The organism is Tabrizicola sp. YIM 78059, assembly GCF_004959785.1.
GTDB lineage: Bacteria > Pseudomonadota > Alphaproteobacteria > Rhodobacterales > Rhodobacteraceae > Tabrizicola > Tabrizicola caldifontis.
Genome location: NZ_SJZH01000007.1, coordinates 23,151 through 39,494, shown reverse-complemented (window position 1 = coordinate 39,494; position 16,344 = coordinate 23,151). Strand labels below are relative to the sequence as shown.

General features: G+C 66.0%; 18 protein-coding genes and 1 tRNA gene. 8 read left to right on the top strand and 11 right to left on the bottom strand.

From position 1 onward, the window contains the following. Nucleotides 1–11 precede the first annotated feature (11 nt). From EZM81_RS10900 to EZM81_RS10885, 4 genes are read left to right on the top strand one after another with little or no spacing between them, the layout of a single operon-like run. Nucleotides 12–1,022, top strand: a complete 1,011-nt coding sequence (locus tag EZM81_RS10900; RefSeq protein WP_135450273.1) for an ABC transporter permease — start codon at nt 12–14, stop codon at nt 1,020–1,022. Continuing rightward, nucleotides 1,015–1,866: an ABC transporter permease gene (locus EZM81_RS10895; RefSeq protein ID WP_136645730.1), complete on the top strand. Its 852-nt coding sequence runs from the start codon at nt 1,015–1,017 to the stop codon at nt 1,864–1,866. Before EZM81_RS10900 ends, EZM81_RS10895 begins: the two co-directional genes overlap by 8 nt. After that, nucleotides 1,863–2,732 carry an ABC transporter ATP-binding protein gene (locus EZM81_RS10890; protein ID WP_136645729.1) on the top strand — a complete coding sequence of 290 codons (870 nt, stop codon included), beginning with the start codon at nt 1,863–1,865 and terminating at the stop codon, nt 2,730–2,732. The genes EZM81_RS10895 and EZM81_RS10890 overlap by 4 nt, the downstream gene beginning before the upstream one ends. After that, nucleotides 2,725–3,525 carry an ATP-binding cassette domain-containing protein gene (locus EZM81_RS10885; protein WP_136645728.1) on the top strand — a complete coding sequence of 267 codons (801 nt, stop codon included), beginning with the start codon at nt 2,725–2,727 and terminating at the stop codon, nt 3,523–3,525. The genes EZM81_RS10890 and EZM81_RS10885 overlap by 8 nt, the downstream gene beginning before the upstream one ends. Here the strand turns inward: EZM81_RS10885 and EZM81_RS10880 are convergent. Together EZM81_RS10880 and EZM81_RS10875 are read right to left on the bottom strand one after the other, a co-directional pair. Then, nucleotides 3,510–3,968 (bottom strand): thioesterase family protein, encoded by a 459-nt coding sequence (locus tag EZM81_RS10880; RefSeq protein ID WP_135450277.1) that lies wholly within the window; start codon nt 3,966–3,968, stop codon nt 3,510–3,512. The genes EZM81_RS10885 and EZM81_RS10880 overlap by 16 nt on opposite strands. A gap of 203 nt (nt 3,969–4,171) precedes the next feature. Then, nucleotides 4,172–4,248 (bottom strand) — tRNA-His (locus EZM81_RS10875). A 126-nt stretch (nt 4,249–4,374) separates the two neighbouring features. Here EZM81_RS10875 and EZM81_RS10870 point away from each other — a divergent pair. Further along, nucleotides 4,375–4,593, top strand: coding sequence for a DUF6324 family protein (locus EZM81_RS10870; RefSeq protein WP_135450278.1), 219 nt, complete (start codon nt 4,375–4,377; stop codon nt 4,591–4,593). Between the two features lie 34 nt (nt 4,594–4,627). On the opposite strand, the gene EZM81_RS10865 is transcribed toward EZM81_RS10870, so the two are convergent. The 9 genes from EZM81_RS10865 to EZM81_RS10825 form a co-directional block, all read right to left on the bottom strand. Beyond that, a complete protein-coding gene (locus tag EZM81_RS10865; RefSeq protein ID WP_136645727.1) occupies nt 4,628–5,116 on the bottom strand; it encodes an MmcB family DNA repair protein in 489 nt (162 codons plus the stop codon). 383 nt (nt 5,117–5,499) lie between these two features. After that, complete coding sequence (locus EZM81_RS10860) at nt 5,500–6,327, bottom strand: YdiY family protein (protein ID WP_136645726.1); 828 nt, start codon at nt 6,325–6,327, stop codon at nt 5,500–5,502. Nucleotides 6,328–6,550: 223 nt separating this feature from the next. Further along, a complete protein-coding gene (locus EZM81_RS10855; protein WP_136645725.1) occupies nt 6,551–7,432 on the bottom strand; it encodes a LysR family transcriptional regulator in 882 nt (293 codons plus the stop codon). Between the two features lie 157 nt (nt 7,433–7,589). Then, nucleotides 7,590–7,904 (bottom strand): hypothetical protein, encoded by a 315-nt coding sequence (locus tag EZM81_RS10850; RefSeq protein WP_211195402.1) that lies wholly within the window; start codon nt 7,902–7,904, stop codon nt 7,590–7,592. A 55-nt stretch (nt 7,905–7,959) separates the two neighbouring features. Further along, nucleotides 7,960–8,682: a proteasome-type protease gene (locus tag EZM81_RS10845; RefSeq protein WP_135450282.1), complete on the bottom strand. Its 723-nt coding sequence runs from the start codon at nt 8,680–8,682 to the stop codon at nt 7,960–7,962. A gap of 27 nt (nt 8,683–8,709) precedes the next feature. Further along, the gene (locus tag EZM81_RS10840; RefSeq protein ID WP_136645724.1) at nt 8,710–9,516 is read right to left on the bottom strand and encodes a transglutaminase family protein; all 807 of its coding nucleotides are present in this window, start codon (nt 9,514–9,516) and stop codon (nt 8,710–8,712) included. Then, nucleotides 9,516–10,466, bottom strand: a complete 951-nt coding sequence (locus tag EZM81_RS10835; RefSeq protein ID WP_136645723.1) for an alpha-E domain-containing protein — start codon at nt 10,464–10,466, stop codon at nt 9,516–9,518. Before EZM81_RS10835 ends, EZM81_RS10840 begins: the two co-directional genes overlap by 1 nt. Before the next feature lie 103 nt (nt 10,467–10,569). Continuing rightward, a complete protein-coding gene (locus EZM81_RS10830) occupies nt 10,570–11,961 on the bottom strand; it encodes a circularly permuted type 2 ATP-grasp protein (protein WP_136645794.1) in 1,392 nt (463 codons plus the stop codon). Between the two features lie 267 nt (nt 11,962–12,228). Further along, nucleotides 12,229–12,933, bottom strand: coding sequence for an endonuclease/exonuclease/phosphatase family protein (locus EZM81_RS10825; RefSeq protein WP_136645722.1), 705 nt, complete (start codon nt 12,931–12,933; stop codon nt 12,229–12,231). 41 nt (nt 12,934–12,974) lie between these two features. Here EZM81_RS10825 and EZM81_RS10820 point away from each other — a divergent pair, with 41 nt between their 5' ends. The 3 genes from EZM81_RS10820 to EZM81_RS10810 are packed head-to-tail and all read left to right on the top strand — an operon-like array spanning nt 12,975 to nt 16,290. Further along, a complete protein-coding gene (locus EZM81_RS10820; protein ID WP_135450286.1) occupies nt 12,975–13,625 on the top strand; it encodes a hypothetical protein in 651 nt (216 codons plus the stop codon). A gap of 59 nt (nt 13,626–13,684) precedes the next feature. Then, entirely contained in the window at nt 13,685–14,701 is a 1,017-nt protein-coding gene (locus tag EZM81_RS10815; protein ID WP_136645721.1) for a ligase-associated DNA damage response exonuclease, read from the top strand. Next, nucleotides 14,698–16,290 carry an ATP-dependent DNA ligase gene (locus EZM81_RS10810; RefSeq protein ID WP_136645720.1) on the top strand — a complete coding sequence of 531 codons (1,593 nt, stop codon included), beginning with the start codon at nt 14,698–14,700 and terminating at the stop codon, nt 16,288–16,290. The genes EZM81_RS10815 and EZM81_RS10810 overlap by 4 nt, the downstream gene beginning before the upstream one ends. The last annotated feature ends 54 nt before the right edge of the window (nt 16,291–16,344 follow it).

Sequence of the window (16,344 nt, the reverse complement as noted above, 5' to 3'; positions counted from 1 at the left end):
TACCGGGGCCGATGCCAATCCTTCGCATCCTTCTTCTGCGGCTTCTGACGACCGTCGTCACCCTTGCGGGTGTTGCGGTGATCGTCTTCTTCGTGATCCGGGTCGTGCCCGGCAACCCCATCGCCATGATGTTGCCGCCGGGTGCAACCGAGGCAGACATCGCCCGGTTGTCGGCACTTTACGGCCTGGACAAGCCGTTGGTGACCCAGTTCTGGATCTGGGTTTCAGGCGTCCTGCAGGGCGACTTCGGCACCTCGATCTCCACGCGCCAGCCGGTGCTCGGGCTGGTCCTTGGCCGGTTGCCCGCGACACTGGAGCTGTCGGTCATGGCACTGGTCATGGCCGTGGTGCTGGGCGGAGCGGCGGCACTGACCGGCACGCGCTACCGCGGCGGGCGGACAGAAGGCGCGATCGACGTGGCCAACGGCATGGCGCTGTCGGTGCCGGATTTCCTGTGGGGGCTGATCCTGATCCTGCTGTTTGGCGTTCTGATGCCGGTCTTCCATATCTCGGGCCGGGTGACGCCCTCGCTCGACCTGCCCTTCTCCACGAACTTCTACCTGTTCGAAAGCCTGATCCGGCTGCGCTTCGACCTGTGGGCCGACATCGTGGCGCACATGTTCATGCCCGCGCTGGCGCTGGCGATCCCGCTGGCCGCGATCATCGGGCAGCTCCTGAAGCAGAGCCTGAAGGAAACGATGAACCTGGATTACGTCACGCTTGCCCGCACCAAGGGCTATGGCGAGACGCGCGTGATCCTGCGCGAGGCCCTGCGCAACGCAGCCCTGCCTACGCTGACGCTGGTTGGCGTACAGTTCACCTTCCTGATCGGCGGCACGGTGATCATCGAGCGGCTGTTCAGCTATGAGGGCCTTGGCAACATGGCCATCGACGCGGTGATCAACCGCGACCTGCCGCTGATCCAGGGGATCGTGCTGTTGTTTGCCGTGATCTTCACCGCAGTGAACCTGATCGTGGATCTGCTTTATGCCGTCCTGAACCCGAGGCTGCGCCATGCTTGACGGACGCACCCTTGTCCGGCGCCGCGCGGGGCTGCGGCTGTGGCTGTCGGCCGGGTGGCTGACCCTGCTCTGCCTTGCTGCCCTGCTTGCACCCTGGGTCGCGCCGAAGGATCCCCTGGCGCAGGATCTGTTCCTTGGCCGAATGCCCCCGTTCTGGATGACCGGCGCGGAACCCGGCTACTGGCTGGGCACGGATTCGCTGGGGCGTGATGTGCTTTCGCGCCTCATCCATGGCGCGCGGGTGGCGCTTACTGTGGCGCTGGTCGCCGGGACGATCACCTGTATTGTCGGGGCGACCCTGGGGCTTCTGGCCGGGTTCCTGCGCGGCTGGGTCGATATGGTGATCAGCCGCCTGATCGACATATGGATGGCCTTTCCGCCGGTCCTGTTCTCGATCCTTCTCATTGCCGTACTCGGCCCTGGCCTGATGTCGATCATCATCGCCATCGTCGTGATCGACTGGACCCGCTTTGCGCGCGTCGTCCGGGCCGAGGCAATGGCCCAGGGCGCGATGGATTACGTTGCCTCGGCCCGCGTGGCCGGGCGCGGGCGGATCAGCACCATGATCCGCGAGATACTGCCCAACGTGCTGCCGACCATCGTGGTGCTCTTGACGCTGGAAATGGGCATCGCAGTGATCGTCGAGGCGATCCTCAGCTTCGTGAACCTGTCGATCTCGACCGACGACCCGACCTGGGGCGGCATGATCTCGGAAGGCCGGGCCTCCATACATCAAGCGTGGTGGGTGCTGGTCGCGCCCCTGGTCACGCTGTTCCTTACCGTCCTGTCCTTCAGCCAGCTGGGCGAAGGATTGAAGGACCGCTTCGACCCGGTGCTGCGATGACCGCGCTGGTGATCCGCAACCTGTCCGTCCGGCTGCGGAAGGGCCCGCCGCTTTTGCGGCGCGTCTCGCTGGACCTTGCCCCTGGCGAGGTGCGGGGGCTGGTGGGCGAATCCGGCGCCGGCAAGTCGATGATCGGCAAGGCGGTGCTGGGCATCCTGCCGCCATCGGTGGAGATCACGGGGGGCGAGATCCTGCTGGAGGGCACCGATCTTCTGCGCCTGCCCCCGGCCGACCGGCGCCGCCGCATCGGGGCCAGTTGCGCGCTGATCCCGCAAGACCCGCTGACCGCGCTGAACCCCAGCCACCGGATCGGGCCCCAGATCACCGACCGGCTGGTGGACATCCTTGGCTGGACGCGCCGGAACGCTGAGGCCCGGGCCCGCGAACTGCTGGCCGAGGTGCAGATCCCTGATCCCGATCGGGTGATGCGATCCTACCCGCACGAGCTTTCGGGAGGCATGCGCCAGCGCATCCTGATCGCCTCGGCCTTTGCGGCCGAACCGCGGCTGATCGTGGCGGATGAACCGACCACGGCGCTGGACGTTACGGTGCAGAAGCAGATCCTGAAGCTGATCGCCGGCATGCAGGCGCGGCACGGCACCGCGATCCTGTTCGTCACACATGACCTGGGCGTGGTCTCGAAGGTTTGCCAGCGGCTCTCGGTCCTCTATTCCGGCATGGTGGTCGAGGATGCCCGCGTGGCCGATTTCTTCCGCGCACCGCGCCATCCCTATTCGGCGGCCCTTCTTGCGGCCACGCCGAAATACACCGACCCCACCGCTGGGCTGAACCCCGTGCCCGACGCCGTGATCGAGGCCGTCAGGGCCGAGGTCGCCGCCTTCGATCGGGAGGTGGCGCATGGCTGACCTTTACGAGGTGCAGAATCTGCGCCTGTCGCTGGCGGACATGACCGCGAAGCCGCTGCTGGGTGCCGCCCCACGGATCGAGATCCTGAAGGGCCTGACCTTCACCATACCAAAAGGCGCGGCAGTCGGCATCGTCGGCGGTTCGGGATCGGGCAAGTCCACGCTGGGCCGGGCACTTGTGCGGCTGCTGGAGCCATCGGGCGGGGCGATCCGCTTCGGCGGCACCGACATCACCCACCTTTCCGATGCGGCCCTGCGGCCATTGCGGCGGCGGTTCCAGATGATCTTTCAGGATCCGTTATCCTCGCTGAACCCGCGCCACAGGGTCGGCACGATTATCGCCGAACCCCTTCGCCTGCACGGTTTCGACGGCATTCCCGCCCGTGTCGCCCGCGCGCTGGATCAGGTTGGACTGCCGCAGTCCTTCGCCGCCCGCTACCCGCACGAACTGTCCGGCGGCCAGCGCCAGCGCGTGGGCATCGCCCGCGCCATCGCGCTGGAACCTGATTTCATCCTTGCCGACGAAATCGTGTCCGGCCTGGACGTGTCGTCGCAGGCGCAGGTGCTGAACCTGCTGGAGCGCCTCGTGAAGGATCTCGGCCTGACGCTGGCCTTCATCAGCCACGACCTGTCGGTGATCCGGCGGCTTTGCCAGCACACCATCGTGCTTTACCAGGGCACGATCGTCGAGAACCGTCCGACGCCGGACCTGTTCTGCGAACCCCGGGCCGACTACACGCGCGAACTGCTGTCAGCGATCCCGTTGCCCGATCCCAATCAGCCGTGGGGCTGAGGCGCACCCACGGGACGGTGTTCGGCTGCGGGCTGGTGCATCAGGCTTTCCAGCTTCGCCTTCACCTCTTCCGGCCAGGGCATCGAGGTGTGGCTGTCCAGCCAGCTTGCCGCCAGCACCTGTTCTACCGACCAGCGGTGCTCATCGCCGCAGTGGATCGTATGGCGCAGCCGGACCGAAGATCTGCCGACCTTGAGGATCGAGACCCGGAAGGTCAGCCGGTCACCGAAGAACGAAGGTTTCGAGAAATCGCAGGACAGATGTACCGTCGGCGTGCCCCAACGTTCCTTCCAGATGATTTCGTGCCAGGGCCAACCGATGTGGGCCCAGAATTCCTCGACCACGCCGTTCAGGATGTTCAGATAGGCCGGGTAATAGGCGGTGCCGGAAATGTCGCAGTCGCCGAAGCGAAGGTCTCTGTCGGTCACGAAACAGACTGTCATTCGGGCCTCCCTTGAACTGCGCCGGTCTCAGGCCGGTCTGGCACCAGAATATGCGGCGCTTCATGTTCTGGCCACAAGGGATTGCCGCTTTCATCGGGCGGCTTCAGCTGGCAGCACCCATCGCCGGGCCAAGGCGGGCCTGGACTCGGATCAGAACGCAAAAAATTGTCAGGAAGGACGGTCGGCACGCAGGCCTGTTCGGATGGTACCGCCTCCCCGGCTCGAACGGGGGACCCCCAGATCCACAATCTGGTGCTCTAACCAACTGAGCTAAGGCGGCACTCGCGGGCGATTTAGCCCCCCTCCCCCGGGATTGCAAGCACCTTCGCGGGGCATGACGCTATGATTCCGCTTGCGCCGCATGACCCCGACCGCTACGTGGCCGAAAACCGCCGGAGAGAGAGACATGGGCATCAACTCCCCCAGCGACATCGCCGCCAATCTGCAGATCGGACCGACCGACGCGGGCATGGTAAGGATCTATGTCGAAGCCGAGGGCGGGATCGAGCTGCCGCTGGACTTCGATCCCGACGAGGCCGAGGAAATCGCCGAGGAACTGCGCGCTGCGGCCGAAGTCGCGCGGTCAATGGGCGCAGGACCGGCCGGGAAACCGAAGAAACGCTGACAGACGGGTCAGGCCGGTTTCCGCAACTGATCCGTCAGGGAAACCTGTCCAATTCCTTGACCGCGGCAAAGCCCGGATCGCGCAGATCCTGCAGTCGGCTGGCCGCCACGCGCGCGAAGGTGCGCAGCACGACCCTGCGCCGCGCCCCCGACAGGGGCGCTTCGGGTGCCATGCGCACCACTTCCGCATCCCAGGGATCGGCAAGGATAAGCCCGGTATCTTCGGGCAGAAGCTCGACCGGGAAATCCGCATCCACTGCCCAGAAGAAGCGGTCGCACCAGTCCAGATAACCCTGCCACTTCCGGTCGGCGCGAAAATCGGCGCGGCCCGACTTGCATTCGACGACCCAGACCTCGCCCCTGGGGCCCAGCGCCATCACATCGACGCGCAGGCCGGGGGCAGGGATCAGCTCCTCGACACAGACGAAATCCAGCGCGCGAAGACCGCGACAGACACCGCGTTGCAGCCGCTGGCCGGGACGCGTCGGCAGGTCTTCGAAAGCAGGAATGGAAGGCTGATCCATGCGCAAGATATGAACCAAAGGTGAACATCTGTCCACCCCGCCTGCTGACCCAGGCAATCGGCCACGCACGGACCCGAAATTGTCTGCCCGGACCCTTCGGGCGCGATGGGTTGCGGCGCGCTGCTTCGGCGCCTATGTTCTGCAACGGCGGGTGCTGCTCCTCGCGTGCGGGGCCAATTTTCCAGTGGCCGATAAGCAAGCGAACGGGGGCTGGCTCTGCCCGGATCCTGGTCCGGGTATCTGGCGCCCACCTGAGACCTCTGGCTCTCGGGAAAACCCCGGCCCTCACGGTTGCTGCGGGCCCGCCACCCCCAGACATGGAAACAGAAAGACCGGAGCAGGTCACCCTGCCCCGGCCTGGATGGTGCCTTGGGCATCCGGGGTCAGAAGCCGACCACCAGCGACACACCCAGTCGATTGTCCGTTCTGATGTCACGCGCGTCGTTGTAGTCGGTCAGATAGCTGACCCTGGTCGACAGCGTGTCGCTGACCTTGAAGTTCACGCCGAAATCGTTGCTGGCGCGCAGCGCGGCGCTGGAGTTCAGAACGTCAGTATCGTTGGTCAGAAACACGGAATCGGAGAGCCTGTAGAAGAACCGGGACGAGGCGATGACACCTTCCTCGGTGGTCGAGGCGCCGGTGCCATCCTGAAGATAGCTTACCCCCACACCCGCCTGGATGCGCCAGGCCATGTCCTCGGTGTTCACCAGGCGGTAGCCCGGACCCACGCCGACAAATCCATCGCGCGCGATCTCGCCCGCGGTCGAGGCCAGGCCGTCACGTTCGGCACGCGCCAGACCGAACAGGTAGAAGCGGTCGTTCAGGTAGTAGTTGGCGTCATAGACCATGAAGATGTCTTCTCTGGTCCTGGTGCCCCCATCCTCGGCAAAGTCGGCCGCGACGCCCAGGGTCTGCACCCAGGGGCCCTGCGCATAGCGCAGCCGGACGCCCAGATTGAAATCCTGGCTTTCGGTGTTGCCGGTGCGGGCCGTGTAACCGAGCGCCGCGCTGCCAGAAAAGCCCGGGCGGAATTCGGGGAAGGCAAAGCGCGCCGCGTCTTCTGACCGCGCAAGATCGTCGGCGACATCGGTTTCGATTTCCTCGATCCGGTCGTTCAGATCGCGGATGCCGGTGATGCTGTCCTGCGCGACAGCGGGCAGCGCCATGGTCAGTGCCAGGGCGGGAACCGTCAGAAGAAGCGTCTTTTTCATCGTCAGACCTCACTTGGTTATGGCGGGCCGGGATGGCCCCGCTTCGGTGAGGCAGAGATAAGATGCTGATTTCTCGAAGAAAAATTTGAAATACTTGAGAGGGTCTCAAGAATTATTCGTGACCCCTCGCTCTTGATCCGGCCGCCGAAAATCCCAGGCGCTGCCACTGCTCCGGCAAAAACCCGGGAAAATCAGGCCTATGCACGGAGGTGATCTCAAGTGCTCACAGCTGTTCAAGCACCTCGCTTGCCTCCTCGCGGACGGCGGCAAGGGTTTCGGACAGTGCGCTTTCCGCAACAGACCGCAGGCTTTCATCGGTGTCCTCGCGCCAGACTACCCAAGAGGCAAGGCTGAACCCGGGCGCGTCCTGCACCGCGAAAAGCTGCCCTGTTTCCAGCGAGGCATGGGCTAGCCGCGTCGGAATATAGGCCGCGCAGGGCCGCGAGCGCAGGAACCAGGCGGCCATCGCCCCGTCATTCAGCATCAGTCGCGGCGTGGCAAGCCCCGGCAGCGCAGCTTCGTGAAAGCGCAGGAACTCTGGTCCCCAGTCGACCAGCGTGTAGGTAGGGGTCACGCTTTCCACTGTGGCGTCGGGCCAGGGGCAGACCATGACCAGCTGTTCCTCGATCAGCCGTTCCGAATGCAGCCCCGGCCGGTCGAGCGGCCCGTGCGTCAGCATCACCTGCACCTCGCCCGACAGTGCCATCTGCACCAGGCTGTCGGGTTCGGCCAGCACGGCCCTGATCTCAAGCTCGGGGTTCTGTTCGCGCAACCGGTCGATCCAGCGGAAACCGAACCGAGGCCACAGCGTGCTTTCGGCCCCGATCGCCAGGCTGTTTGCCGCGCCATCCAGGGCGCTGACACGCTGACGTGCCTGTTCCCAGTTGCGCAGGATCATCGTGGCGAAACCCCGGAACTCTCGGCCCGCAGGCGTCAGGATGACGCCACCCTTCGTGCGTTCGAACAGCGGCCGGCCAAGCTGATCCTCCAACCGCTGCACCCGCAGGGATACGGCCGATTGGGTCACGAACAGCCGCCCGGCAGCGGCCCCGAACGACCCGGTAGCAGCCACTTCCAGGAAGGTCTTGATCAGTTGCAGGTCCAAACGTTCCCCTCCAGGCGAACAGCTTGGATACCTGCATCATCAGGGCGGAAAGCCAAGCCCCGCACCTCACACGACGCGCCAAGCCGCCCGAGTGCATGTCCGAGGATCAACACTTCGGAAATGTCGCGACACGCGGCGCAGCAATTGCGCGCACAGGCTAGCGGCGGGCAAACCTTGCCTTGCGGCTGACCGCAGGCACCGGAACCAAGACCGGCTCGCGCGCGCCATGGCCGCCGCCGGGCCCATCCTGGTCTTCCGCCATGGCCATGACCTTGAAGCCGAACTGCACGCCCGAAAAGACGATGCCGTTGAACACCACCATCATCACCGCAGCGACCAGGCCGATGTCCGACCCCAGGATCAGATGCCCGATACCGGCCACATCCCACCAGACAAGGCCGCCCGTAAAGACAGCCGAGACTGCAAAACCCAAGGCGACGCTGCGGATGTACAGGCGGACGAGCTCTGGCATCGGACCCTCCATGCTATGGTCCCAAGGTAGGCGCGGATTGCGGCAATTCCAAGCCTCAGATCACGATCCGCGCGAATCCGTCGCGGAGCGCGTTGGACCAGGCATCGCTCATCGCGCGGAAGGCGGGGTCACCGGCCTCGATACGGCGTTTCAGGGTCACACGGCAGGCATCCCGTTCGATCACGCAAAGATCCAGCGGCATGCCAACGGAAAGATTCGATCGCAGCGTCGAATCCATCGACAACAGAACCGCCTTCTGTGCATCGGCCAGGCTGGTCTCGGGCCGCACCACGCGGTCGAGAATCGGCTTGCCGTACTTGTGCTCTCCGATCTGCAGGAAGGGGGTGTCCTCGGTCGCCTCGATGAAATTGCCCTCGGGGTAGATCAGGAACAGCCGCATCGCCCCGCCCCGGCGCTGGCCGGCCACGATCATGCTGGCCGAGGCGCCCTGCGCGGCGGAAAGCTTGTGGTCGATGTCGGCCCGGACCTTCGCCAGCCGGTCACCGACGATCTCTGCCACCTTCAGCATGGTCGGTGCCAGCATGATGCTGGTATCTGGCGTGGCATCGGGATCCTCGATCGCCTCGCGCAGTTCGGCAAGCGTTGTCTGGCTGACCGACAGGCTGCCCGCCGTCATGATGACGATGACACGCTCGCCAGGCTCCTCGAAGGCAAACATCTTGCGGTAGGTGGAGATGTTGTCGAGCCCCGCATTGGTGCGCGTATCCGACAGCAGCACCATCCCCTCGTTCAGCAAAAGGCCCACGCAGTAGGTCATCGTCCGTCCCCTTGATCCCGCGCCACCCTATTGGGCGGCTTGCAGGACCGCAACGGTCACATCCATAGCTTCCCGCGCCCCTCCCCGGGCGACACCGCGAATGGGCGCCGCATCCTGCGCATCGAAGCCAGAACCAAGGCGGATATAGCGGTCATCCGGGCAGCAGCGGTTTGCGGGGTCGAAGCCGATCCAGCCCAGCCCCGGAACATGCAGTTCCGCCCAGGCATGCGCCGCCTCGTGCGGGGTGCCATCCTGAGCGGCGAAGAGGTAGCCCGAGACATAGCGCGCCGCGATGCCGCGGACCCGCGCCATTGCGATCAGTGCATGGGCATGATCCTGGCAGACGCCCTCGCCGAGCGCCAGCGCCTCGGCGGCGGTGGTATGGGCATGGGTGACGCCGGGGCGATAGGCGATCGCTTCGGAAACCAGGGTACTCAGCGAATGGGCGAGGGAAAGCAGGTCGGAATCGCCGACAGTCCGCGCCAGACTTTCCAGCGCCACATCGGCGCGGGTCGGGGCGGTCGTGCGCAGATAGACCTCGGGCGCGACCGTCTCGCGATGTCCGCGCAGAACGCCGGCAAGGTCGGTCGTATCGACCGTGCCGCGTACCCGGACCTCGACAGCCGAGACCGGCCCGGCAATGGTCCAGCCCTGCACCTGATCCCCAGCCCCGTCGCGGTGGGTGGAACCCTTAGTGCCCTCGCTGACCGTGATCTCCCAGTCGATGACCTGCTGTCCGGCAAAGACCGAGGGGGTCAGCCGGTGGCTCTGCACCACTGACCGCACCGGATGGTCATAGCTGTAGCGCGTCACATGATCGACCGTCAGCCGCATCAGCGCATTTCCCCGCTCAGATAGGCATCATGGATTGACAGCGCGAGGTCGGACACATCGCGGATGAAGCGCGTCAGGTATTCGTGCAGTCCCTCGTCGAAGATCGCATCAACCGTTGTCCCTTCCACTTCTGCCAGCAGTGCCCGGGCCTTCGCCTGGGCCGGCGTTTCGCGGCCATAGGCTTTTGCGATCCGGCCAAGATGATTCACGAGTCCCGCGGAACACGTGGCCAGCGACCGGGGTGACTGCGGGTTCAGGATCAGGAAGTCGGCGATCTTCGCCGCTGTCACTTCGCCGCCATAGGCCCAGTGAAAGGCGCGTTGTGCCCCCATCGCGCGGAGCAGGGTGGACCACTGGTAGTTGTCAAGCCCCGAGCCCACGAAATCCACACGAGGCAAAAGGACATAGTATTTCACATCCATCAGCCGCGCCGTGCTGTCGCCGCGTTCCAGATAATAGCCGATGTTCAGGAAGTTGAACCCGTCGTTCCGAAGCTGCGTCGCGTCGATTGCCCCCCGCACCATTGCGGCATGGCGGGTGATCCAGTCGGTCAGGCGGGACAGCTCCAGTTCCGACCGGGGGGTGCGTTCAAGCTGCTTCAGCTCCTGAAACGCGGTGTTCAGCGCGTCCCAGACCTGGCTTGTCAGCGCCGTGCGCACGATCCGCCCGTTTTCCCGTGCCGCAGTGATGCAGCTTGCGACCGACGAGGGGTTGTCCCGGTCGAAGAAGAGAAAGCTTTCGATGTTGCGCTGCACCGGGTCGCCGTATTTCTGCGCAAAGGCAGCAGCCATGCCGCTGGCCTGCAACAGGCTGTCCCATTCGCTGCGGTAGCCGTGGGCCGACGGGATCAGGCTGATCCGGCTGCCCACTTCCAGAAGTCGGGCAACAGTATCGGCACGTTCCATGTAGCGCGCGATCCAGTAGAGGTTGTCGGCGGTGCGGCTCAGCATGGGCGGACCTCCTGCCTGGCGGCAATCCCCTCTGCGTGGGGAAGGGCTGGGGACGGGGGGCACCGCCCGGCCGGAAACTGCGGCGACATGAGCCCGGCGTCCCTCATTCCGCCAGCACCCAGGTATCCTTGACCCCGCCACCCTGGCTGGAGTTCACCACCAGCGACCCCTCCTTCAAGGCCACGCGGGTCAGCCCGCCGGGCACCAGTTCGATCCGCTCGCCCACCAGGCAATAGGGGCGCAGGTCCACATGGCGCGGCGCCAGCCCTTCCTCGACAAAGGTCGGCACGGTGGACAGAGCCAGCGTCGGCTGCGCGATGTAGTTGCCAGGATCCTCGATCAGCTTCGCGCGGAACCGCTCAACCTCCTCGCGGCTCGATTTCGGCCCGACCAGCATTCCGTAACCGCCGGAGCCATGCACCTCCTTCACAACCAGGTCGGGCAGGTGGTCCAGCACATAGGCCAGATCCTCGGCCCTGCCGCACTGCCAGGTTGGCACGTTCTTCAGGATCGGCTCTTCCCCCAGATAGAAGCGCACCATTTCAGGCACGTAAGTGTAGACGGCCTTGTCGTCTGCGACCCCCGCCCCCGGCGCCGAACAGATCGTCACCCCGCCCGAGCGGTAGACGTCCATCAGCCCCGGCACGCCCAGCATGCTGTCGGGGCGAAAGCACAAGGGGTCGAGAAAGGCATCGTCGATCCGCCGGTAGATCACATCCACCCGGCGCGGGCCCTCGGTCGTGCGCATGTAGACAAACTCGCCATCCACGAACAGGTCCTGCCCCTCGACCAGTTCCACCCCCATCAGGTCGGCCAAGAGGCTGTGCTCGTAATAGGCGCTGTTGAAATGCCCCGGGGTCAGGATCACCACCACCGGATCGCCCTTGCACTTCTTCGGCGCCACGCTGGCCAGCGTCCGGCGCAGCTTTTCGGAATAGCCGTCCACCGGCTCGATCCGGTTTTCCCGGAACAGGCCAGGGAACATCCGCATCATGATCTCGCGGCTCTCCAGCATGTAACTCACGCCCGAGGGCGTGCGGCAGTTGTCCTCGAGGACGTAGAACTCGTCCGGGCCGGTGCGCACGATGTCGATGCCGACGATGTGGGAATAGACCCCCTTCGGCGGCACGAACCCGACGACCGCCTTCTCGTAGGCCTCGTTCTGCCAGACCAGCCGCCCGGGGATGCGGCCCGCGCGGATGATCTCGCCGCGCCCGTAGACATCGACGAGGAAGGCGTTCAGCGCCCGCGCGCGCTGCTTGATTCCCTTTTCCAGCTGCGCCCATTCGGCGCCCGAAAAGACGCGGGGAAACATGTCGAAGGGGATCAGCCGGTCGGGGTCGCCCCCCTCGCCATAGACGGCGAAGGTGATCCCGATCCGGCGGAACAGCGCCTCGGCCTCGGCCTGCTTCAGGCTGCGCAGTTCCTGCGGCATGGCTGCGACCCAGTCCTGCAGCCGCGCATAGGGTGCCCGCACCGCCGTGCCCTGGTACATCTCGTTGAACTGCGCCACCCGTCACCCCCGGCCCGCCTGTGCCCAATAGAACAGCGGTCCCGGCCCGCGAAAAGCCCCCCGGACGGAAAATCCGCCCGCCGTCTGACCAACTGCCCTTTTTTCAGGCATTCGGCGATCCCGCACTTGCTCCTTGCGCAAATACCCTGGTGAGCGCGAGGGGCAGCTCCCCTTGCCCCCGAGGAGAAGGCGCAACCCGACAACAAGAGGACAAACGGCTTGCCCGCCGGCGCTCCTGTCGCAAGCCGCCTAAAGCCAGCGCATCTGGGCCAGCAGGGGCAGGTGGTCCGAAACCTGCACCCCCTGCCGCCAGGGAACGGCCAGGGGTTCCAGTTCCAGGTCGTGCGAATGGGCGATGCGGTCCAAGGCCAGCGTCGGCCGTCGCGAGGGATAAGTCGGCGCGGGATCCATCAGCCGGAAGGCGCGCGTCAGGCGGCCAAGGCCGACCCGCCGAGAATATTCGTTGAAGTCGCCTAGGATCAGGGTCGGCCGCGCCGGGTGACGCAGAACCGCCTCGCGGATCGTGTCCAGCTGCTTGCGGCGCGATCCCCGCCACAGGCCCAGATGCACACCCACCAGCCGCAAGGCACCGGGTCCGTCCAGGTCGGCGATCACCGCACCGCGCGGTTCGATCCCGGGCAGGTCAAGCCGTTCAAGCCCGACAAGACGGAAGTCGGGCCGGACCAGCAGGGCATTTCCGTGCCAGCCGATGCTGGCCGAGTTGCGACCGACCGGCAGGGGCAGCAGACCTGTCCGCTCGGTGATCTCGTCGCGCGGCAGGGCCGAGGGGCGCGCGCCCAGTCGGAAGTCGGCCTCCTGCAGGGCCAGGATATCGGCGCGCAGCGCGGCGATTGCATCAAGCACCCGCTGCGCGTCCCGGCGCAGGTCTGTGCCCAGCCCGGCCCTGATGTTCCAGGTGGCAACGCGCAGCTGTGGCTTTGACTCCGGCTCCATGACCCCAATATAGGTCTGACGCCCTTCCAACCGGAACCCCGATGCCTGCGCCCTCCGTACTGCTTCTGACCGCGATACGCCTGTTCCTCGGTGCCGAGGCGCTGATCGGCGTGGTCACCGGAAACGGGCTGGCGATCTTTGTCGCGACCTCGGCCCTGGCGCTGACTTTCCTGCCGCAGCTTGTCGCCAGCCGGATGCGTCTGCGTCTGCCGAACAGCTTCCTGGCCGCCGCCGCCGCCTTCGTGCTGTCCACGATCTATCTTGGCGAGATGCACGATTTTTACAACCGGCTCTGGTGGTGGGATCTGGTGCTGCATGGAAGTTCGGCCATGGGCTTCGGCATTCTGGGCTTCCTGCTGATCTTCATGCTGTTCGAGGGCGACCGCTATGCGGCGCCGCCCTGGGCGATCGGGGTACTTTCGTTCTGCGTCGCAATGACCGTTGGCGCCCTGTGGGAGGTGTTCGAATACGGGATGGACCAGATCTTCGGCCTGAACATGCAGAAGTCGGGACTGGACGACACGATGAGCGACATCATGGTGAATGCGCTTGGCGCGGCGATTGCCGGCCTTGCGGGGGCGGCCTATCTGAAGGGACGGGCAAGCGGACTTGGCGCTGCCTTCGACCATTTCGTCAGCGAGAACCGGACCCGGTTCCGCAAGCTGATCGCGCGTGGCCGTCCGCAGGGCTGAGCCCCGGGGGAAGCGGCCGCCTCTCTTGCGGGGCAAACCGCGCGTGCTACCCTTCCGGCATGGCCGGTCCCGTCCTCAGCTTCACCGATCGCGGCATCTACTGCGCGGCGGGAGACTTCTACATCGACCCCTGGCGCCCGGTGGCCCGTGCCCTGATCACTCACGGCCACAGCGACCACGCCCGCTGGGGGATGGGTGCCTATCTGGCAACCCATCAGGCCCTGCCGGTGATGCGCAAGCGGCTGGGCCAGATCACCGCAGAGGGGATCGCATATGGCGAAACGCGGGTGATCGGCGGGGCCGAGGTCTCGTTTCATCCTGCGGGGCATGTGCCGGGATCGGCCCAGATCCGTGTGACCGTGGGCGGGCAGACCTGGGTCGTTTCGGGCGACTACAAGACCGAAGCCGACGGTCTGGCCGAAGGGTTCGAGCCCGTCCCCTGTCACGCCTTCGTCAGCGAATGCACCTTCGGCCTGCCCGTCTTCCGCTGGGAACCCCAGCCTGTGACCATGGATCGGATCGCCCGCTGGTGGGCCGCAAACGCCGCCGAAGGCAAGACCTCGATCCTTGGCGCCTACAGCTTCGGCAAGGCGCAGCGGCTGCTGGCCGCCCTGCCCGACCTGGGCCCGATCCTGACCCACGGCGCGGTCGAGGAAATGACGCAGGTGCTGCGTGATCAGGGCTACCCCCTGCCCCCCACGATCCGCGTCACACCCGAGGTGACCGGGAAAACCCACCCCGGCGCCATCGTGATCGCGCCGCCAGCGGCCCTGGGATCGGCCTGGTCGGCCCGGCTCGGCCCTTCGGAAGAAGCCTTCGTCTCGGGCTGGATGGCCGTGCGTGGCATCCGCCGGCGTCGTGCGCTTGGAACGGGCTTCGTGCTGTCGGACCATGCCGACTGGCCGGGCCTGAATGCGGCGATCCGGGCCACGGGGGCGGAACGTGTCTTTGTCACCCACGGATACACTGCGGTCTTCCGGCAGTGGCTTCAGACCCGGGGCTACGACGCCGGGATCGTCGAAACCCGGTTCGGAGACGAGGCGGAAGCAGAGGTGGACACCGCGGTGGTCGGATGAAACGCTTTGCCGCCCTCTTCGCCGCGCTCGACGCTACCACGAAGGCCGGTGCCAAGATCGCGGCGCTGACCGACTATTTCCGGCATGCCCCCGAGGCCGACAGGGTCTGGACCGTGGCACTTCTGACCGGGCGGCGCCCGCGGCGCAGCGTGACTGCTACCGAGCTGCGGCTGTGGGCGGCCGAGGCGGCGGGCATCCCGGACTGGCTGTTCGAAGAAAGCTATGCCGTGGTGGGCGACCTGGCCGAAACCATCGCCCTCTTGCTGCCCCCGCCTGATGCCGCCGCCGATCTGAAGCTTGATGAGACGATCCGTGGCCTGGTCCGGCTGTCCGGCCAGCCACCCGAGGCGCGCAAAGCCGCCGTGCTGGCGGTCTGGGCCGGACTGGGCGCAACCGAACGCCTCCTTTACAACAAACTTCTGACTGGCGGCTTCCGCATGGGTGTGGCGCAGGGGCTGATGACCCGGGCGCTGGCACAGGCAACCGGGGTGGAGGAATCCACCCTGGCCCACCGCCTGATGGGTGACTGGGATCCTGCGACCACAAGTTTTGCCACCTTGATCAGTGGGGAAGCCGGTAGCGATGCCAGGCCCTATCCATTCGCGCTGGCCAGCCAGCTTGAGGGCGGACCCGAAACGCTCGGCCCGCCCGGCGGCTGGCTGGCAGAATGGAAATGGGACGGCATCCGGGGCCAGCTGATCGCCCGGCCCTGCGCCTTTGCGCTGTGGTCGCGCGGCGAAGAGCTGATCACCGACCGCTTCCCCGACCTTGCACCGCTCGCCGATTTCCTGCCCGCCGGCACGGTGATCGATGGCGAGGTGCTCGCCTGGGATGCGGACCGGGGCCGGCCGCTGCCCTTTGCCGCGCTGCAACGGCGGATCGGGCGAAAGACGGTGCCGAAGGCGCTTCTGGCCGAGGCCCCGGCGCGGCTTCTGGCCTATGACCTGCTGGAGGACCGGGGCGAGGACATCCGCGACCGGCCCTTCACTGACCGCCGCGCCCGGCTGGAGGCGATCCTGACCGCGCTCCCCCCGGGCCTGCCGCTGGCACCCTCGCCGCTGGTCGCCTTCGCCGACTGGGGGGCGTTGGCCGCGACCCGGGCCACGGCCCGCGGCGAAGGCGCGGAGGGCGTGATGCTGAAGCGCGCGACCAGCGCCTACTTCGCCGGACGCAGGCGGGGCGACTGGTGGAAGTGGAAGCTCGATCCCTTCTCGGTCGATGCGGTTATGCTCTACGCCCAGGCCGGGCACGGGCGGCGCGCGAACCTGTTCACCGATTTCACCTTCGGCGTGCGAGACGGCAACACCATCGTGCCGTTCACCAAGGCCTATTCCGGCCTGACAGACGCCGAATTCGCGGAAATCACCCGCTGGGTGCAGCAGAACACGCTGGAACGCTTCGGACCCGTGCGCAAGGTGCCAGCCGAGCTGGTGTTCGAGATCGGCTTCGAGGGGATCCAGCAAAGCCAGCGACACAAGAGCGGGATCGCCCTTCGCTTTCCACGCATGCTACGCTGGCGCCGTGACAAGGGTGTGGAAGAGATCGACACGCTGGAGTCGTTGCGCGCTCTGCTACGGGCTGCGGGATAAGCCCGGCGCAGGTTCGTCGATGACCTCATCACGCCTTGCGCCGCTCTGCCCAGA

Bases quoted from the DNA above. Each gene is read 5' to 3' on its own strand.
- EZM81_RS10900 (WP_135450273.1), top strand. From the start codon at position 12: ATGCCAATCCTTCGCATCCTTCTTCTGCGGCTTCTGACGACCGTCGTC.
- EZM81_RS10895 (WP_136645730.1), top strand. From the start codon at position 1,015: ATGCTTGACGGACGCACCCTTGTCCGGCGCCGCGCGGGGCTGCGGCTG.
- EZM81_RS10890 (WP_136645729.1), top strand. From the start codon at position 1,863: ATGACCGCGCTGGTGATCCGCAACCTGTCCGTCCGGCTGCGGAAGGGC.
- EZM81_RS10885 (WP_136645728.1), top strand. From the start codon at position 2,725: ATGGCTGACCTTTACGAGGTGCAGAATCTGCGCCTGTCGCTGGCGGAC.
- EZM81_RS10880 (WP_135450277.1), bottom strand. From the start codon at position 3,968: ATGACAGTCTGTTTCGTGACCGACAGAGACCTTCGCTTCGGCGACTGC.
- EZM81_RS10870 (WP_135450278.1), top strand. From the start codon at position 4,375: ATGGGCATCAACTCCCCCAGCGACATCGCCGCCAATCTGCAGATCGGA.
- EZM81_RS10865 (WP_136645727.1), bottom strand. From the start codon at position 5,116: ATGGATCAGCCTTCCATTCCTGCTTTCGAAGACCTGCCGACGCGTCCC.
- EZM81_RS10860 (WP_136645726.1), bottom strand. From the start codon at position 6,327: ATGAAAAAGACGCTTCTTCTGACGGTTCCCGCCCTGGCACTGACCATG.
- EZM81_RS10850 (WP_211195402.1), bottom strand. From the start codon at position 7,904: ATGCCAGAGCTCGTCCGCCTGTACATCCGCAGCGTCGCCTTGGGTTTT.
- EZM81_RS10845 (WP_135450282.1), bottom strand. From the start codon at position 8,682: ATGACCTACTGCGTGGGCCTTTTGCTGAACGAGGGGATGGTGCTGCTG.
- EZM81_RS10840 (WP_136645724.1), bottom strand. From the start codon at position 9,516: ATGCGGCTGACGGTCGATCATGTGACGCGCTACAGCTATGACCATCCG.
- EZM81_RS10835 (WP_136645723.1), bottom strand. From the start codon at position 10,466: ATGCTGAGCCGCACCGCCGACAACCTCTACTGGATCGCGCGCTACATG.
- EZM81_RS10830 (WP_136645794.1), bottom strand. From the start codon at position 11,961: ATGTACCAGGGCACGGCGGTGCGGGCACCCTATGCGCGGCTGCAGGAC.
- EZM81_RS10825 (WP_136645722.1), bottom strand. From the start codon at position 12,933: ATGGAGCCGGAGTCAAAGCCACAGCTGCGCGTTGCCACCTGGAACATC.
- EZM81_RS10820 (WP_135450286.1), top strand. From the start codon at position 12,975: ATGCCTGCGCCCTCCGTACTGCTTCTGACCGCGATACGCCTGTTCCTC.
- EZM81_RS10815 (WP_136645721.1), top strand. From the start codon at position 13,685: ATGGCCGGTCCCGTCCTCAGCTTCACCGATCGCGGCATCTACTGCGCG.
- EZM81_RS10810 (WP_136645720.1), top strand. From the start codon at position 14,698: ATGAAACGCTTTGCCGCCCTCTTCGCCGCGCTCGACGCTACCACGAAG.